Source organism: Pantoea alhagi, from assembly GCF_002101395.1.
GTDB classification, from domain to species: Bacteria; Pseudomonadota; Gammaproteobacteria; order Enterobacterales; family Enterobacteriaceae; genus Mixta; species Mixta alhagi.
In genome coordinates this window covers 586754-602811 of the sequence record NZ_CP019706.1, presented here as the reverse complement: position 1 = coordinate 602811, position 16058 = coordinate 586754, and the positions used below count along the sequence as shown (strand labels likewise).

At 57.0% G+C, this 16058-nt stretch carries 18 protein-coding genes and 1 tRNA gene; 12 read left to right on the top strand and 7 right to left on the bottom strand.

The genetic code is table 11. The annotated features are described in order from the left end of the window. Positions 1 to 52 precede the first annotated feature (52 nt). Positions 53 to 808: a hydroxyacylglutathione hydrolase gene (gene gloB, locus B1H58_RS02850; protein ID WP_085067887.1), complete on the bottom strand. Its 756-nt coding sequence runs from the start codon at positions 806 to 808 to the stop codon at positions 53 to 55. A gap of 42 nt (positions 809 to 850) precedes the next feature. Between gloB and B1H58_RS02845 the strand changes: the two genes are divergently transcribed. Next, entirely contained in the window at positions 851 to 1585 is a 735-nt protein-coding gene (locus tag B1H58_RS02845) for a class I SAM-dependent methyltransferase (RefSeq protein ID WP_085067886.1), read from the top strand. Here the strand turns inward: B1H58_RS02845 and rnhA are convergent. Then, positions 1570 to 2136 carry a ribonuclease HI gene (rnhA, locus tag B1H58_RS02840; RefSeq protein ID WP_167373279.1) on the bottom strand — a complete coding sequence of 189 codons (567 nt, stop codon included), beginning with the start codon at positions 2134 to 2136 and terminating at the stop codon, positions 1570 to 1572. The genes B1H58_RS02845 and rnhA overlap by 16 nt on opposite strands. Here rnhA and dnaQ point away from each other — a divergent pair. After that, positions 2090 to 2821, top strand: a complete 732-nt coding sequence (dnaQ, locus tag B1H58_RS02835; protein WP_085067884.1) for a DNA polymerase III subunit epsilon — start codon at positions 2090 to 2092, stop codon at positions 2819 to 2821. The genes rnhA and dnaQ overlap by 47 nt on opposite strands. Before the next feature lie 133 nt (positions 2822 to 2954). Continuing rightward, positions 2955 to 3031 (top strand) — tRNA-Asp (locus B1H58_RS02830). Between the two features lie 45 nt (positions 3032 to 3076). On the opposite strand, the gene B1H58_RS02825 is transcribed toward B1H58_RS02830, so the two are convergent. Further along, entirely contained in the window at positions 3077 to 4567 is a 1491-nt protein-coding gene (locus tag B1H58_RS02825) for an NCS1 family nucleobase:cation symporter-1 (RefSeq protein WP_085067883.1), read from the bottom strand. 144 nt (positions 4568 to 4711) lie between these two features. Between B1H58_RS02825 and B1H58_RS02820 the strand changes: the two genes are divergently transcribed. The 3 genes from B1H58_RS02820 to puuE are packed head-to-tail and all read left to right on the top strand — an operon-like array spanning position 4712 to position 7161. Then, the gene (locus B1H58_RS02820; protein ID WP_085067882.1) at positions 4712 to 5434 is read left to right on the top strand and encodes a GntR family transcriptional regulator; all 723 of its coding nucleotides are present in this window, start codon (positions 4712 to 4714) and stop codon (positions 5432 to 5434) included. Beyond that, positions 5431 to 6168 (top strand): aspartate/glutamate racemase family protein, encoded by a 738-nt coding sequence (locus B1H58_RS02815; RefSeq protein ID WP_085067881.1) that lies wholly within the window; start codon positions 5431 to 5433, stop codon positions 6166 to 6168. Before B1H58_RS02820 ends, B1H58_RS02815 begins: the two co-directional genes overlap by 4 nt. A 33-nt stretch (positions 6169 to 6201) precedes the next feature. Next, the gene (gene puuE, locus B1H58_RS02810; protein ID WP_085067880.1) at positions 6202 to 7161 is read left to right on the top strand and encodes an allantoinase PuuE; all 960 of its coding nucleotides are present in this window, start codon (positions 6202 to 6204) and stop codon (positions 7159 to 7161) included. A gap of 46 nt (positions 7162 to 7207) precedes the next feature. Here the strand turns inward: puuE and hpxZ are convergent, their stop codons facing one another. Genes hpxZ through B1H58_RS02790 form a run of 4 tightly spaced genes read right to left on the bottom strand, consistent with a single transcriptional unit; the run spans position 7208 to position 10808 of the window. Then, a complete protein-coding gene (gene hpxZ / locus B1H58_RS02805) occupies positions 7208 to 7597 on the bottom strand; it encodes an oxalurate catabolism protein HpxZ (protein ID WP_085067879.1) in 390 nt (129 codons plus the stop codon). A 4-nt stretch (positions 7598 to 7601) separates the two neighbouring features. Next, the gene (locus B1H58_RS02800; RefSeq protein WP_085067878.1) at positions 7602 to 9032 is read right to left on the bottom strand and encodes an AtzE family amidohydrolase; all 1431 of its coding nucleotides are present in this window, start codon (positions 9030 to 9032) and stop codon (positions 7602 to 7604) included. Next, a complete protein-coding gene (hpxX, locus tag B1H58_RS02795; RefSeq protein ID WP_085067877.1) occupies positions 9029 to 9211 on the bottom strand; it encodes an oxalurate catabolism protein HpxX in 183 nt (60 codons plus the stop codon). Before hpxX ends, B1H58_RS02800 begins: the two co-directional genes overlap by 4 nt. Positions 9212 to 9221: 10 nt before the next feature. Beyond that, positions 9222 to 10808, bottom strand: coding sequence for a gamma-glutamyltransferase family protein (locus B1H58_RS02790; protein ID WP_085067876.1), 1587 nt, complete (start codon positions 10806 to 10808; stop codon positions 9222 to 9224). Between the two features lie 119 nt (positions 10809 to 10927). Between B1H58_RS02790 and hpxU the strand changes: the two genes are divergently transcribed. The 6 genes from hpxU to B1H58_RS02760 all read left to right on the top strand — a co-directional run bounded on the left by hpxU (position 10928) and on the right by B1H58_RS02760 (position 16056). Then, positions 10928 to 11767 (top strand): MurR/RpiR family transcriptional regulator HpxU, encoded by an 840-nt coding sequence (gene hpxU, locus B1H58_RS02785; protein ID WP_085067875.1) that lies wholly within the window; start codon positions 10928 to 10930, stop codon positions 11765 to 11767. A gap of 198 nt (positions 11768 to 11965) precedes the next feature. After that, a complete protein-coding gene (locus tag B1H58_RS02780) occupies positions 11966 to 12754 on the top strand; it encodes a transporter substrate-binding domain-containing protein (protein WP_085067874.1) in 789 nt (262 codons plus the stop codon). Positions 12755 to 12764: 10 nt separating this feature from the next. Next, positions 12765 to 13430 carry an amino acid ABC transporter permease gene (locus B1H58_RS02775; RefSeq protein ID WP_085067873.1) on the top strand — a complete coding sequence of 222 codons (666 nt, stop codon included), beginning with the start codon at positions 12765 to 12767 and terminating at the stop codon, positions 13428 to 13430. Next, entirely contained in the window at positions 13427 to 14083 is a 657-nt protein-coding gene (locus B1H58_RS02770) for an amino acid ABC transporter permease (protein WP_085067872.1), read from the top strand. The genes B1H58_RS02775 and B1H58_RS02770 overlap by 4 nt, the downstream gene beginning before the upstream one ends. Then, positions 14064 to 14801, top strand: a complete 738-nt coding sequence (locus tag B1H58_RS02765) for an amino acid ABC transporter ATP-binding protein (RefSeq protein ID WP_085067871.1) — start codon at positions 14064 to 14066, stop codon at positions 14799 to 14801. The genes B1H58_RS02770 and B1H58_RS02765 overlap by 20 nt, the downstream gene beginning before the upstream one ends. A gap of 13 nt (positions 14802 to 14814) precedes the next feature. Further along, positions 14815 to 16056: a pyridoxal-phosphate-dependent aminotransferase family protein gene (locus B1H58_RS02760; protein WP_085067870.1), complete on the top strand. Its 1242-nt coding sequence runs from the start codon at positions 14815 to 14817 to the stop codon at positions 16054 to 16056. The last annotated feature ends 2 nt before the right edge of the window (positions 16057 to 16058 follow it).

The following is a 16058-nucleotide window of genomic DNA, read 5'->3' as shown; positions in this document are numbered from 1 at the left end:
TTAAAAGACGAGCAATGATACGTGCTGGCGACCAACAACACAACCAGAAAAATCAAAAATCATCCTTCTTCTGACGTAGCAGGGCAAAAACGTCCCATGCGTGCTGAGGTGGGACTTTGAAGCCGAGGGCGCTTTGTAAATCAGCGTCTTGCGTACGTAAAAATAAATTTATTTGCCGTTCGAGCCCCAGTTTTGTGGGCAAAGTACTGCTGTTTTTGGCGCGTAACTCCTTAATTTTCTGATAATAGCGATTTATTTCCATATCTTGCGGCAGCGTAGCGTTAGCAAATTTTAAGTTAGAGAGCGTGTACTCATGAGCACAGCAAACCAGCGTCTCATCAGGTAGTTCAGCAAGCTTTTGAAATGATTCATACATTTGTTCTGGTGTGCCTTCAAAAAGGCGTCCGCAACCGCCGGAAAACATCGTATCACCACAGAAAAGATAAGGTTCACTGTAATATGAGATATGTCCTAAAGTGTGGCCGGGCGTAAAAATTACTCTAAATTCGCAGCCTAAAACAGGCAGGGTATCGCCTTCATAAACGATTTGCGTAGCGCCTTTATCTTGTGTCTCTTGCGGTCCATACACCACAAGATTTGGCCATTTTGTTAACAGTTCTTTTACGCCGCCAACATGGTCTTGATGATGATGCGTGAGCAGGATAGCCACCGGTGTCCATTGCTGCTGCTGAATAGCGGCCAGCACAGGTGCCGCTTCGCCCGGATCGACAATCAGGCATTGACCCTGGTTATCAGTTAATGTCCAGATGTAGTTATCCTTAAATGCTGGGATACTGTTAAGATTCATACACACCTCTCGCACGTCGTGAAGGAACACTGATGGTAGAACATGAAGCCAGCTAAAACACGTCAAATTCTGACCGCACCGCATTCATGGCGTGATATGCCGTGGGGAGAGTCGTTCCGCGATGCGTTAACCCAACATTTACAGCCCTGCCTTGGCAAACTGTATGGTTTTCATCTGTTAAAAATCGGCAACCTGAGCGTAGAGATTGATACGCAGGCCTGTGCTATTTCGCATCAGGTCAGCGTAGGGAATGAGGGACAGCAAGTGCAGGTGATTGCCGACCCGATGCATTTACCCTTTGAGGCAAAATCGATCGATGCCTGTTTGCTGGCGCATACGTTAAGCTGGAGTCAGGATCCGCACCGCATTCTGCGTGAAGTCGACCGCGTATTGATTGATGATGGCTGGATAGTCATTACTGGTTTTAATCCGCTAAGCCTGCTGGGTGTAGGCAAGCTGATCCCAGGTCTGCACCGCCGTCCACCCTGGAGCGGGCGCATGTTCAGCCAGATGCGGCTGCTCGACTGGCTAAGCCTGCTGAACTATGAGGTCGTCTACCGCAGCAGTTTTCAGGTGGTGCCCTGGAATCGCCAGGGCGGACTGATGATGAGCCGGCACGTGCCTGCGCTGGGCTGTCTCAATATCATGGTGGCCCGCAAACGCACGCTGCCGCTTATCATGACGCCAGCGAGAAAGCTGGCCAGCAAAGTAAAGTTACGCGCTACGGTTAATGCCACGCGCCAGCTGCATTCGCTGGACGATCAGGATTCCGGCTGATAGCCGATATCTTCAAACGATGGATTGGCCGCAGCGGAGCGCGCCAGTTCATCGCAGCGCTCATTCTCCGGATGCCCAGCGTGACCTTTAACCCACTCCCAGTTAATGTGATGATGGCTGAGCGCCGCATCGAGCCGCTGCCATAAATCGACATTCTTAACCGGCTTTTTATCTGCCGTCTTCCAGCCACGCTTTTTCCAGTTATGGATCCAGCTGGTAATGCCCTGACGCAAATACTGGCTATCGGTGCTGAGAGTGATTTCACAGGGCTGGGTCAGCGCTTCCAGCGCGACGATCGCCGCCATCATTTCCATGCGATTATTGGTGGTGCGATAAAAACCGGCGCTAAAGGTTTTTTCATGCTGGCGATAGCGTAAAATAGCGCCATAGCCGCCAGGGCCGGGATTACCGAGGCAAGAGCCATCGGTGAAAATTTCTACCTGTTTGCGCATCTCTGGTAGACTTCCTCCTGATAAAACGCCAAGTCTGACATAAACGAGCCTTATGAGCACAGCAATTACACGCCAGATCGTTCTCGATACAGAAACCACCGGTATGAATATGGTGGGAGTTCATTACGAGGGCCATCGCATCATTGAAATCGGTGCGGTGGAGATCATCAACCGCCGTCTGACCGGCAACAATTTCCATATGTACCTGAAGCCAGATCGGCTGGTGGATCCGGAAGCATTCGGCGTTCACGGTATTGCCGATGAATTTTTGATGGATAAACCGACCTTCGGCGAAATAGCGGACGAGTTTCTGGATTACATCCGTGGCGCGGAATTGGTGATTCATAACGCGTCGTTCGATATCGGCTTTATGGATTATGAATTCAGCAAGCTGAACCGGGGCATCGGTAAAACGGAAACCTTCTGTCAAATTACCGATAGCCTGCTGATGGCGCGTAAGCTGTTCCCGGGCAAACGTAACAGTCTCGATGCGCTCTGCTCGCGTTATGAGATCGATAACAGCAAGCGAACCCTGCACGGGGCATTGCTCGATGCCGAAATCCTGGCGGAAGTGTTCCTGACCATGACCGGCGGGCAGACATCGCTGGCGTTCTCCCTGGATGGCGAACAGCAGCAGGATGCCGGTGGCGGTGAGTATATTCAGCGTGTGGCACGAACGTCCGGCCTGCGCGTGGTGGCTGCCAGTGATGAAGAGGTCATAGCGCATGAACAGCGCCTGGATTTGGTGATGAAAAAAGGCGGGAGCTGTCTCTGGCGCGCATAAATGCCTTATTTTGCGCTAAAAAAAGCCAGTTAGATGAAAAAGCAGGCAAACGAACGCCGCAGTGAGAAAAATCGTTGACGGCTACGCACACTCCCCTTAATATGCGCTTCGTTCCCGACGGGGAACACAGCGCGGTGCGGTAGTTCAGTCGGTTAGAATACCGGCCTGTCACGCCGGGGGTCGCGGGTTCGAGTCCCGTCCGCACCGCCAACTATTCAGAAAGGCCGATTCAGCAATGAATCGGCCTTTTGCTTTTTACTCTTTCTGCATCACAACCTGTGCCACATAAGGCGTTGCCGCCGCTTCTTCCCGATCTTCCCGCGCAAGCCAACGATAGCAGCCGCCGCCAAGCGCGACGCCGATAAACCAGCTGAAGCTGGCAATCTCATGCAGCGCAGGGACAAAACTGATCAGCACGCCGATTGCCACCGACGGCAGCAGGGCGGCGATCGCTTTGGGATTAAAACCGCCGCGATACCAGTAGCGTCCTGCAGGCGTGGCATTAAACAGATCGTCTACCACTACCTTTCCGCGTTTAATCAGATAAAAATCCACCAGCAAAATTCCAAACAGCGGCCCAATAAACGCCCCCAGCACGTCAAGCGTATAGTGAATCAGCTCTGGCGACTGGAACAGATTCCAGGGCGTCAGCAGCACCGATCCCACCGCAGCAATCATGCCGCCGGCACGGAAAGTGATTTTCTGTGGCGCGCAGTTTGAAAAATCGAAGGCGGGCGAGACAAAGTTTGCCACGATATTGATGCCGATAGTGGCAGTAATCATCGTCAGCAGGCCGATAGCCACCGCAAGGTCATTTCCCACCAGGCTGACGGTTTCAATCGGATCGGTAATCATCTTGCCAAACAGTGAGCGGGTGCCGGAAACAATCACCACCGTCACCACGGAAAACAGCAGAAAGTTAAAAGGTAAGCCCCAGCGGTTGCCGCGACGAATATGTTGCATACTTTTGCCGTAGCGTGAAAAGTCGCCAAAGTTAAGCAGCGGGCCGGAAAAATAGGAGACCACAAGTGCGGTAGCAGTGATCATTTGCCAGCTCTGTTCACTGATGCTCAGCGTTTTACTGGTCAGCGTAAAAGAGATCCCGTCAAAACCGGTTTTGTATACAATCCAGCCGGCCAGCGCCATCATCACCACATACACGGCGGGCCCGGCAATATCAATAAAGCGCTTAATGGCGTTCATGCCGTGCCAGAATACCGCCGCCTGCAGCAGCCACATAATACCGAAGCAGATCCAGCCGAGCAGCGACAGCCCCAGCCAGGAAGATTGCGTCAGCGGCGAGAGCGCAGGCCAGAATTTTAACAACACCAGCATCAGCGCATTAGAAGCCAGCCAGGTTTGAATGCCATACCAGGCGAAGGCGATCAATCCCCGGATCACCGCAGGAATATTGGCGCCAAACACGCCGAATGCCTGCCGACAGATCACCGCGTAGGGAACGCCCGCCATCTGGCTCGGTTTTGCCACCAGATTGGCGCACAGTTGTACGATACAAATTCCCGCCAGCAAACAGATCAGTACCTGCCAGCTTGCCAGCCCCAGCGTAAAGAAGCTGGCCGCCACCACATAGCCGCCCATGCTGTGCACATCCGACATCCAGAAAGAGAAAATGTTGTACCAGCTCCAGTTCTGCTGTGGGACAGGAGCAAGATCCTCATTGGTCAGGCGCGGACTGTACTCAGCATCGCTGCGAGCTGCTGGAGAAACGCTGGAATAATTTGGCATGAAACCTGCTCCTCTTAGAAAGGGTAACGGAGAAACCTTGTGTATCAGCACCTGCAGGATTCAGGCCAAAAGTTAAATTTTGTATACAAGGCCGCCGCGCCGCACAGGCGGTTTTGTATACGACCCTCGCCAACGGAGTAGGTAATGAAGCATGAAACCGGCCAGAAAACGGCCTCAGACCTGACGGATAACCATGAGCCGGTCTATCAGGCGTTACTGACCGCGATTGTGGAACATCAGTTGCCGCCCGGCAGCCGCTTACCGGAAGAGGCGCTGGCTGATGTCTTTGGCATCAGCCGCACCGGCATTCGTAAAGTGCTACAGCGCCTCGCGGCAGTGCAAATGATCAGGTTAACGCCCGGACGTGGTGCGCAGGTCGCTGCGCCCGATGCGCAGGAGGCGCGGGATATTTTCCATACCCGTTCGCTGATTGAATGCGCCAATTTGCCTGCGGTGAGCGCGCACTGTCAGCCGCCGCATCTGGCGGCGCTTGAGCAGCTGCTGGATAAAGAGCGCCAGGCACATCAGCAGCATGACGGCTCGGCGGCGATTCGCCTTTCCGCCGCTTTTCATATTCAGCTACAGGCGATTTCTGGCAATCAGGTACTCACGGAGCTGGTAACACGATTGACGCAGCGCTCGTCGCTGGTGATTGCCGTCTGGGGCGCGCCCTGGCAACAGGGATGCCGTTGCGATCACCACGACAGGCTGGTGGAATATTTGCGTACCAGACAGCTAACGCAGCTGACGGACGCCATGCGGCAACATTTCGATCATATTCTCACATCACTGCGCTTTGAGCGCGGCGGTGACGTCCTGCCCAATTTTTCTCTGCTGTTTGCCCATAAAGGAGCACCACAAAAATGAGTTCCCTCTGTATACAGGTCATCAACCCCAACACTACGCAGTCAATGACCGACACCATTGCCCGCGCCGCCCGCGCTGCAGCCGCGCCGACAACGGAAATTATTGCCGTTTCGCCGGCGCAGGGCGTGCCGTCGATTGAAGGGCATGCCGATGAGGCGATCGCCGCGCTCGGCGTGCTGGAGCAGGTGAAGCGGGGACGCGAGCAGGGCGTCGATGGGCACATTATCGCCTGCTTTGGTGATCCAGGCCTGCTGGCGGCGCGTGAACTGGCCAACGGGCCGGTTATTGGCATTGCCGAAGCGGCGATGCATATGGCGACGCTGGTAGCGACACGTTTCTCCGTGGTCACCACGCTGCCACGGACGCTGATCATCGCCCGCCATCTGGTGCGGCAGTATGGCTTTACGCATCACTGTGCCGCGCTGCATGCGATCGATCTGCCGGTCCTTGCGCTGGAAGAGAGTCGCGGTCTGGCGCAGGAAAAGGTGCGCAGCCGCTGTCTGCAGGCGCAGCGTGAGGATGGCTGCGGTGCGATAGTGCTGGGCTGCGGCGGGATGGCGACGCTGGCGCGCGATCTGACGCAGGAATTAGGCATGCCTGTTATTGATGGTGTCGGCGCGGCGGTAAAGATGGTGGAGTCGCTGGTGTCGTTGGGGTTAGGCACCAGCAAATATGGCGATTTAGCGTTTCCACGTGAAAAAAAGATAACGGGTGCTTTCCAGCACCTAAACTAACGGAAGTCATCTGCTCAAGAAAGGAGCCAGTGAATGAGTCAGTCCCCTGAGAAGAAAGAATACAGCTTCAATAAAAACTATCCGCGCGATCTGCGTGGCTACGCCGGTCATCCACCGCATGCCGCCTGGCCCGGCGAATCACGGATTGCGGTCCAGTTTGTGCTCAACTATGAAGAGGGCGCAGAAAATAACGTTCTGCATGGCGATGCCGGCTCTGAACAGTTTTTATCCGATATTATCGGCGCGGCCAGCTATCCTGACCGCCATATGTCAATGGACTCGCTGTATGAATATGGTTCGCGCGCGGGTTTCTGGCGGATCCATCAGGAGTTTCAAAAGCGTGGTCTGCCGCTAACGGTATTTGGCGTGGCGATGGCGCTGGCGCGTCATCCGGAGATAGTGCAGGCCATCGCCGATGCGCAATATGATGTTGTTAGCCACGGCTGGCGCTGGATCCACTATCAGGCGATGGATCCGAAAACCGAGCGTCAGCATATCCAGCAGGCGGTGGATGTGCTGATGGACCTGTTTGGTAAAGCGCCCACCGGCTGGTATACCGGGCGCGACAGTCCAAATACGCGCCGGCTGGTGGTGGAGCAGGGCGGATTCAGCTACGACAGCGACAATTACAGCGATGATTTGCCGTTCTGGACGCGCGTTACCTGTCAGGATGGCACGGTGAAACCGCATCTGATTATTCCCTATTCGCTGGAAACCAACGATATGCGTTTTGCCACGCCGCAGGGATTTAACACCGCCGGGCATTTTTACACCTACCTGAAAGACAGCTTTGATGTGCTGTATGAAGAGGGTGAAACCGCGCCGAAAATGATGTCGGTAGGCATGCACTGTCGCCTGCTGGGAAGGCCGGGCCGCTTCCGTGCGCTGACCCGTTTCCTGGATTATATTCAGCAGCATGAACGGGTTTGGATTTGCACTCGCCAGCAAATTGCCGATCACTGGATCAAACATCATCCGGCACCAGAAGCCTGATGTGGTTGCCTGAGCTGCCGCGAGCGCATCAGGCGCCCGCGGCTTTTTATTGTCCCTCCAGCAGGCTGACCTGTGCGGCAACGATCCGCCAGCCCTGCGGCAGGCGTACCCAGCTTTGCTGCTGTCGGCCAGGACGATCGCTGCCGGGACGGGTAAATTCGGTGCTGCAGACGGCGAAGTCCGTACCAAAGGTCGTAATGACTGTATTTCGCAACTGGCGATATAAACCGGCACTGGGGCGCGCGGCCCGAAATGCGCGAATCGCCTCGATGCCGTACAGGTTCTCTCCGGCTCCCAGACGCACCGTGCGATCGTCATGCCAGAACAGCGCATCCAGCTCCGCAATGTCATTGCTAATTAGCGCCTGCTCATAGCGCTGAAAAGCTTCTGTCACTTCCGCTACCACAGTCGGCAGATTAATTTCGTTATTGTTCACTCGATTAACTCCCTGAAATAGCCGCCGCCGTACCATCGGGCATTTCCTGCCGCGCTACCGTGGCCACGGTAATTCCCATCTGCTCCAGCGCGCGGGCAGCCCGCAGGCAGTTTGCCTCCTGAAAAGGCGCGGCGATCAGCTGTAAACCAATCGGCAGACCGCTGGCGGTGCGTAACGGTACGGTGGTCACCGGCAGGCCAAGGAAAGAGATCGGCTGCGTCAGCATGCCCATGCTGGCGCGTACCGGCAGCGTCTCACCATTAATCTGCATGGTTTCCTGACCGATAAGCGTGGCGCTGCAGGGAGTAGCAGGAGCAATCAGCACATCAAAATCATCAAACAGCGTCAGCACCTTTTGCTGGAAATAACGGCGGAAGCGCTGGGCCTGCAGATACCAGGCGGAGGGCAGCATGGCGCCTGCCAGTAATCGTTCGCGCGACAGCGGTTCAAAGCGTTCAGGCTGGCTGCGTAACGCTGGTAAATAACGATTGCCGCCCTCTGCGGCGGTAATAATAAACGCTGAAGCGCGGGCAAGATCCATCTCCTCCAGCTCCAGCAGTTCATGGGCCTCCAGCGCGTGCGCTGCCGTGGCGACTGCCTGCTGCACATCGTCATTGCTGAACCGTTGAAAATAGCCGCCGAGTACCGCACAGCGTAGCCCTTCCAGCCCTTTCTCCAGCTGCGTCCGCGCGGGCTGAGGCGCAACATTTGCCTGAAAGGCGTCTTCCGTATCCAGTCCCTGCAGGGCATCATAGACACGGGTTAAATCTTCGCAACTGCGCGCGAAAGGGCCGATATGATCGAGGCTGGCGACAAAGGGATGAGTACCGTGGCGCGACAGGCGGCCAAAGGTGGGCTTCAGGCCGAAAATGCCACACAGCGAAGCGGGCACGCGAATCGAACCGTTGGTATCGCTGCCAAGAGAAAAATGCACCAGTCCGGCTGCCACGGCCGCCGCCGATCCGCCGGATGAACCGCCAGCGATACGTTGCAAATCGTGAGGATTGCGCGTCGCGCCGTAGTGGCTGTTTTCGGTGGTAAAGCCGTAGGCGTAAGCATCCATATTCAGCATGCCGCTCAGCAGCGCACCCGCCTGGCTGAGCCGGTCTACTGCCCAGGCATCGCGTTCGGCAGGCGGCCGATCGCTGAACAGGCTCGCCCCGGCCAGCGTGCGCTGACCCGCCACGTCAAACAGGTTTTTTACCGCCCAGGGTACGCCTGCCAGCGGCGGCAGCGGCTGGCCTTCGCGCCGTAAACGATCAAGGCGATCTGCCTGCTGGCGCATGCGATCGGCAACGATCGTGGTCCAAGCGTTGAGGCGCGGATTTTGCTGCTCAATGGCAGCTAATGTCGCTTCAGCAATCTCTCTGGCACTCAGCTCGCCCTTTTGCAGCGCCTGCTGCAGTTGGGCAATGGAAAGTTCACTCAATCTCATGCCTGATACACTCCCGCCACGTCCAGCCGATCATCCAGCGGGAAATCCATCAGCGGTTCGGCCATCTGTGCGATGCGGGTAAACTGCAGCAGCAGCTCGGTGCGCCGCGCCTCATCCAGCTCAATATCCAGCATCGCTGTCATCTGGTTCAGATAAGTCGTCCAGTCGTTTGTCATCATTTTCCTCCTGTCAGAAACCTGCCGCGCTGCCGTTGCTGCGCGGATCGAATGCGCCTTCCAGCATGCCGTTGGTATGACGCACAATCGCGCCAGCGTGACCGACCGCTTCGCTAAAATCGGGCAGCGTATCTGTCTGATGACCCAACGCCGCCAGCCGGGTCAGCGTATCGGCGCTGAAGCGGCCCTCCAGTTTCAGGGTGTCTGAAGAGTCACCCCAGGTTCGGCCCAGCAGCCAGCGCGGCGCGCTTACTGCTTCCTGAAGCGGCATGCCCTGAATCACATGACGGGTAAATATCGCTGCCTGGGTTTGCGGCTGGCCGTCGCCGCCCATCGAACCGTACACCATTATGCGTCCATCTTTCAGGCGGGCAGCGGCGGGGTTAAGCGTATGAAACGGCTGTTTGCCGGGCAGTAGCGACAGCAAATGGTGTGGATCCAGGCTGAATGCCGCGCCACGGTTCTGCCAGACGATGCCGGTATCCGGCAGCACTACGCCGCTGCCAAACTCATGATAAATACTCTGTATAAAGGAGACCGCCAGGCCGCTGCTGTCCATCACGCCCATCCAGACGGTATCGCCAGGCCCGCGTCCGCTTCCCCAGGGCGCTGCTCGCTGCGGATCGATTTGTTGTGCGCGGGTCGCCAGCAGACCACTTTCCAGCAGCTGCTGCATCTCTTCACGCATATGCAACGGGTCAGTGATATAGCGATCACGCAGGGCAAAAGCCTGTTTTGTTGCCTCGACAATACAATGAATTGTCTGCACCTCATCGGCTTCCGCCATGTTCAGGCAGTCGGTAATGCCGAGGATCGCCAGCGAAACCAGCCCCTGAGTTGGCGGTGCCATGTTGTAAATATCACCGTGCTGATGGGTCAGGTGCAGCGGCCTGCGGCGCTTTGCCCGATGGCGCTGTAAATCTTCCAGCATGATCGGCATTTCCAGCTGTTTCATACCCTGCGCCAGTCGATGCGCCAGCGGGCCGCGATAAAAGCTATCCAGCCCGTTTTCACACAGTTCTGACAGCGTCCCGGCCAGCGCCGGTTGGGTAAAGCGGCTACCGGGACGCGGCGGTGCACCAGCGGGCATAAAAGTGGCGGCGAAGCCGGGCTGACAGGCCAGCTCCTGCTGTTTGGCGTGGGTGGCTGTAGCCTGGGAGGCGGTTACCGGAATGCCGTCGGCGGCATAGCGAATCGCATCGCGCAACAGGCGTGGCAGCGGCAGCGAAGCGCCGCCATATTCCTGCGCAAGCGTAAGCGCTTCCGACCAGCCGCTCACGGTGCCTGCCACGGTCAATGCCGCTTTGGGGCCACGATGAGGAATATGTGGCAGCCCCTGATAAAAGTCGGGATGGGCCAGCGAACCGGCAGCACCGCTGGCGTCAATAGCGATGGGATCGCCCTGCGGCGGCACAATCAGCCAGAAGCCGTCACCGCCCAGACCGTTCATATGCGGATAGACCACCGCAATCGTCGCGGCGGCGGCGACCATCGCTTCGATCGCGTTACCGCCTTCGCGCAGCACCGCCAGTGCGCTTTCGCTGGCAAGATGATGCGGCGTGACCACCATTCCCTGAGGCGCCATATTACTTTGGATCATTGCGTATCCTTATTTGCTTCAGACAAAAAGGTTAAGCAAGAGCTGTTCCAGGTTTGGCAGGGCAGAGAGTGGATCGATTTATGCTATGTTCAGCTGAAACAAAAGTTACAGGGAACTTTATGAAGCAGCTTGATGAACGGCTCCGACAACATTACGGTCAGCTTTCGCCGCAGGAGCAGCGCATTGCCGATTTTGTTTTTGACCATTTCGACGATTTAATCAGCTATAACAGCGCCGAACTGGCACGCCTGAGCGGAGTCTCGAAAGCGACCGTCAGCCGTCTGTTCCGGCGGCTCGGCTATGAGAAATACAAAGATATGCGCGATGAGCTGCGGACTCTGCGCCAGAGCGGCATGCCGCTTACCGATAATCGCGATGCGGTGCAGGGCAACACGCTGCTGTCGCGTCACTATAAGCAGGAGATCGCTAATCTGACGCAGTGGGTCAACAGTATCGATCCGCAGTGCTTTAGCGAGATTATTGCGGCGCTGGGGCAGGCGCGACGTATCTTTATTATCGGAATGCGCAACGGCTGGCCGGTGGCGCTGCATCTGCGTCAGCAGCTGTTACAGGCGCGTACGCAGGTACATATTTTGCCGCAGCCCGGACAGACGCTTGGTGAAGAGCTGGTGGATATCAGTGCGGACGATCTGGTGATTGCCGTCGCTTTCCGGCGGCGTCCACGCATTATGAAATCTTTACTGCTCCAGCTCCAGCAGCAGGCGGTGCCGGTGGTATTGCTTTGCGAGCCGCAGGCGCAGTCGATTATTCCACTGGCACGCTGGCCGCTTTGTACCCCGCTTGACAGCGTTTCCGCCTTCGACAGCTACTCCGCCGCCATGAGTCTGGTTAACCTGTTGGCCAATGCGTTACTGCATGAAGGGCTGGCGCAGGGACGTCAGCGTATTCACGCTATTGCCGATCTTTACCAGCAGCTGGATGAGCTGGAACAGCGTTAATGGGGCACCATTTTGGTGCTTTGCGCCTTTACAGCACACTCTTTTTCTTTCTCTTCTTCTTTTGATGACGGCCTGATAAACGGGCCGTTTTACGCTTTTTACCTCCTTCATTCCTCTGTTCTGCACCTGGCACATTAGTTGCAGAAAGTTTTGTGACGAATCTTTTGTTGCAATATTTCACTCCGGGGCAAAACAGATATGAAAAAATTATCCATGATCATGATGGGCGCGGCATTGATGTTCACCCAACTGGGCAGCGCGTTGGCCGACGGGCTACAGGCCATCGAGCAGCGCGGCGTGCTGCGCGTAGCGGTGCCGCAGGATTTCCCGCCGTTTGGTTCGGTCGGTACCGATCTGCAACCGCAGGGATATGATATCGATATGGCGAAATATCTCGCCAGCCAGATGAAACTAAAGTTGCAGCTGGTGCCAGTAACCAGCGCCAACCGCGTGCCCTATCTGCAAACTGATAAGGTCGATCTGGTGATCTCCAGTCTTGGTAAAAACCCTGAGCGCGCCAAAGCCATCGACTTCAGCCGCGCTTACGCGCCTTTCTTTCTTGGCGTATTCGGGCCGAAAAGCGAGCCTGCGCTAAGCGGTGCGGCGGCGCTTAGCGGCAAAAGCATTGGCGTCACGCGCGGCGCGGTAGAGGATATGGTGTTGAGCGACGTGGCACCAAAAGATGCCACGGTAAAACGCTACGAGGATAACAACACCACGCTCTCTGCATATCTCTCCGGGCAGGTGCAGTATGTTGCCACCGGCAATCTGGTCGTGGCCGCTATTGCGCGTCAGAACGCCGACAAAGCGCCGGTGGCGCAGTTTATGCTGAAAGATTCGCCCTGCTATATCGGCCTGAAAAAAGGCGAACCGGCGCTGAAAGCGAAAATTGACGCGCTGATTGAACAGGGTATTCAGAACGGCACGCTGAAAAAGCTATCGCAACAGTGGCTGAAAGCGCCGCTGCCAGCCAACCTCGGCGCATAAGGGCGACGTGATGAGCGGGCAACTCAACTTTAGCGCGCTGTGGCCTTACTGGCCGCAGCTGCTGGCGGGGGCGTGGGTCACTGTCCAGCTGACGGTGCTGGCCACGCTGGGCGGTGTGGCATTGGGCATCCTGGGCGCGGCGCTGCGCAGCGGTAAACCGGGCTGGCTGAGCCGCATATGGGGCGGCTATGTCGAGCTGATCCGCAATACGCCGTTTGTGGTGCAGCTCTTTTTCATTGTCTTTGGCCTGCCGGCAACCGGACTGAAGCTGACGGCGGGGGAGGCGGCGCTGCTGGCAATGTTGATCAACCTTGGTGCCTACAGCACCGAGATTATCCGCGCCGGCATTCAGGCTACGCCGAAAGGGCAGTGGGAAGCCGGGCGCGTGCTGGGGCTGAGCTATACGCAAACTTTTCTGCGCATCGTGCTACCGCCCGCCATGCAGCGCATCTATCCGGCCCTGGTCAGCCAGTGCATTATCGTCATGCTCGGCTCCTCGGTGGTTTCGCAAGTCTCTTACGAGGAGCTGACCTTTGCCGCCAACCTGATCCAGTCGCGCACCTTTTTAAGTTTTGAAGTCTATCTGGTTTCGACGCTGATCTACCTGCTGCTGTCGATGATGATGCGTCAGCTGCTACTGGCGGCGGGCCGGAAATGGTTTGGAGCCACAGGATGAATACCTTTACCGACTGGGATATCGTGCGCAATCTGCTGCTGGCGGCGCGCTGGACGGTGCTGCTGTCGCTGACGGCGTTTCTGGGCGGGGCGTTAATGACGCTGCCGCTGTTGCTGCTGCGCCTGACGCGTCGCCGCTGGCCGCAGCGACTGGTGCGTGGCTATACCGAGCTGTTTCAGGGGACACCGCTGCTGATGCAGCTGTTTCTTGCTTTTTTCGGCCCGGCGCTGTTCGGCATTGATCTGTCTCCCTGGAGCGCCGCTGCGCTGGCGCTGACGCTCTACAGCAGCGCCTTCCTGGTGGATATCTGGTACGGCAGTATTCGGGCGCTGCCGCAGGGACAGTGGGAGGCATCGCGCTGTCTGGGACTGCATTTCGGTCAGACGCTGCTACGGGTTATCGCGCCGCAGGCGATGCGTATCGGCATCGCGCCCACCGTTGGCTTTGCGGTGCAGGTGATCAAGGGCACCGCGCTGGCGTCGATTATTGGCTTCGTCGAACTGACCAAGGCCGCCACCATTCTCACCAATGTCACTTATCAGCCGTTCCGGGTTTTTGGCCTGGTGGCGTTGGGCTATTTCCTGATGTGTTACCCGCTGTCGCGCTACAGCCAGTATCTGGAGAAAAAATGTCATGCCGCTCATCACCATTAATCAGGTACAGAAATATTACGGCGCGAACCATGTGCTGAAGGGTGTCGATTTGGATATCGAAGGTGGCGAGGTGATTTCGATCATCGGCCGCAGCGGTTCAGGAAAAAGCACGTTGTTGCGCTGCATGAATGGGCTGGAAGGGTATCAGGAAGGCAGCATTAAGCTGGGCGGTATAACAGTTACCGATCGCGAGTCGCAGGCGCGGGAGATTAGCCGCTCAGTGGGAATGGTCTTTCAGAGCTTTAACCTTTTTCCCCATATGACGGCGCTGGAGAACGTGATGCTGGCACCGCGCCGGGTATTAAAGATGAAACCGGCCGAGTGTCGCGCGCTGGCGTGGCAGATGCTGGAAAAGGTGGGACTTGGGGATCGCATCGACTATTACCCGTCGAATCTCTCCGGCGGTCAGCAGCAGCGGGTAGCTATCGCCCGTGCGCTGGCAATGAACCCCAAAGTGCTGCTCTGCGACGAGATTACCTCTGCGCTCGATCCCGAGCTGGTGGGCGAAGTGCTGAAAGTGCTGGAGCAGCTGGCGGCGGAGGGGATGACGCTGATCCTGGTAACGCATGAAATGAATTTCGCCCGTGAAGTGGGCGACCGCGTGGTGTTTATGCACCAGGGGCGCGTCTGGGAACAGGGCGAGAGTAAAACGCTATTTGCCAGCCCACAGACAGCGGAGCTGAAACAGTTTATCTCTTCGGTTCGCGGACTTAACTGATAAGGAACAACGCATGGATATCTCACAATTCGAACAAATCAATCCGCCGCCGCGCCTGCTGATGGGACCCGGCCCCATCAACGCCGATCCGCGCGTGCTGCGTGCGATGTCGAGCCAGCTGATCGGGCAGTACGATCCGGCAATGACGCATTACATGAATGAAGTGATGACGCTTTATCGCGGCGTTTTCCGCACCGAAAACCGCTGGACGATGCTGATTGACGGCACCTCGCGCGCCGGGATCGAGGCGATCCTGCTCTCGGCGATCCGCCCCGGCGATAAGGTGCTGGTGCCGGTGTTTGGCCGCTTCGGTCATCTGCTGTGCGAGATTGCGCGTCGCTGCCGCGCCGAAGTGCATACCATTGAAGTGCCGTGGGGCGAAGTCTTTACGCCTGACCAGATTGAAGATGCCATCAGGCGTGTACGCCCGCGTCTGCTGCTGACGGTGCAGGGCGATACCTCAACTACAATGCTGCAGCCGCTGGCGGAGCTGGGCGCGATTTGTCGGCGCTACGACGTGCTGTTTTACACCGACGCCACCGCCTCGCTGGGTGGTAATGCGCTGGAAAGTGATGCCTGGGGGCTGGATGCGGTATCCGCCGGGATGCAGAAATGTCTGGGCGGCCCTTCCGGCACCGCGCCGATCACGCTCAGCGCGCGCATGGAAGAGGTGATCCGCAGGCGTAAACGCGTGGAGGAAGGCATCCGCACCGCTGAGCATCAGGATGGCGACGATCAGATGATCTGGTCCAACTATTTCGACCTCGGCATGATTATGGATTACTGGGGACCGGAGCGGCTGAATCATCATACCGAAGCTACCACCGCGCTGTTTGGGGCGCGCGAATGTGCCCGTTTAATTCTGCAGGAAGGGCTGGATAACACCATTGCGCGCCACCGACTGCACGGCGAAGCGATGCTGACCGGTATCCAGGCGATGGGACTGGAGGTGTTCGGCGATGTGCGTCACAAGATGAACAATGTGCTGGGGGTGGTGATCCCGGCGGGTATCAACGGCGAGCAGGTGCGTAAACTGATGCTGGAAGATTTCGCCATTGAAATCGGCACCTCGTTTGGCCCGCTGATCGGCAAGGTCTGGCGGATCGGCACCATGGGCTATAACGCACGTAAAGATTGCGTTATGCAGACGCTGAGCGCGCTGGAAGCGGTATTAAATCATCTCGGATTTAAAACCGTACAGGGCGCGGCGCTGCAGGCAGCATGGGACCGCTATAACCGCGAGGGCCGCCTGTGAAT

Excerpts from the sequence above, each read along its gene's own strand:
- gloB (WP_085067887.1), bottom strand. The coding sequence starts at position 808 with ATGAATCTTAACAGTATCCCAGCATTTAAGGATAACTACATCTGGACA.
- B1H58_RS02845 (WP_085067886.1), top strand. The coding sequence starts at position 851 with ATGAAGCCAGCTAAAACACGTCAAATTCTGACCGCACCGCATTCATGG.
- dnaQ (WP_085067884.1), top strand. The coding sequence starts at position 2,090 with ATGAGCACAGCAATTACACGCCAGATCGTTCTCGATACAGAAACCACC.
- B1H58_RS02825 (WP_085067883.1), bottom strand. The coding sequence starts at position 4,567 with ATGCCAAATTATTCCAGCGTTTCTCCAGCAGCTCGCAGCGATGCTGAG.
- B1H58_RS02820 (WP_085067882.1), top strand. The coding sequence starts at position 4,712 with ATGAAGCATGAAACCGGCCAGAAAACGGCCTCAGACCTGACGGATAAC.
- B1H58_RS02815 (WP_085067881.1), top strand. The coding sequence starts at position 5,431 with ATGAGTTCCCTCTGTATACAGGTCATCAACCCCAACACTACGCAGTCA.
- puuE (WP_085067880.1), top strand. The coding sequence starts at position 6,202 with ATGAGTCAGTCCCCTGAGAAGAAAGAATACAGCTTCAATAAAAACTAT.
- B1H58_RS02800 (WP_085067878.1), bottom strand. The coding sequence starts at position 9,032 with ATGAGATTGAGTGAACTTTCCATTGCCCAACTGCAGCAGGCGCTGCAA.
- hpxX (WP_085067877.1), bottom strand. The coding sequence starts at position 9,211 with ATGATGACAAACGACTGGACGACTTATCTGAACCAGATGACAGCGATG.
- B1H58_RS02790 (WP_085067876.1), bottom strand. The coding sequence starts at position 10,808 with ATGATCCAAAGTAATATGGCGCCTCAGGGAATGGTGGTCACGCCGCAT.
- hpxU (WP_085067875.1), top strand. The coding sequence starts at position 10,928 with ATGAAGCAGCTTGATGAACGGCTCCGACAACATTACGGTCAGCTTTCG.
- B1H58_RS02780 (WP_085067874.1), top strand. The coding sequence starts at position 11,966 with ATGAAAAAATTATCCATGATCATGATGGGCGCGGCATTGATGTTCACC.
- B1H58_RS02775 (WP_085067873.1), top strand. The coding sequence starts at position 12,765 with ATGAGCGGGCAACTCAACTTTAGCGCGCTGTGGCCTTACTGGCCGCAG.
- B1H58_RS02770 (WP_085067872.1), top strand. The coding sequence starts at position 13,427 with ATGAATACCTTTACCGACTGGGATATCGTGCGCAATCTGCTGCTGGCG.
- B1H58_RS02765 (WP_085067871.1), top strand. The coding sequence starts at position 14,064 with ATGCCGCTCATCACCATTAATCAGGTACAGAAATATTACGGCGCGAAC.
- B1H58_RS02760 (WP_085067870.1), top strand. The coding sequence starts at position 14,815 with ATGGATATCTCACAATTCGAACAAATCAATCCGCCGCCGCGCCTGCTG.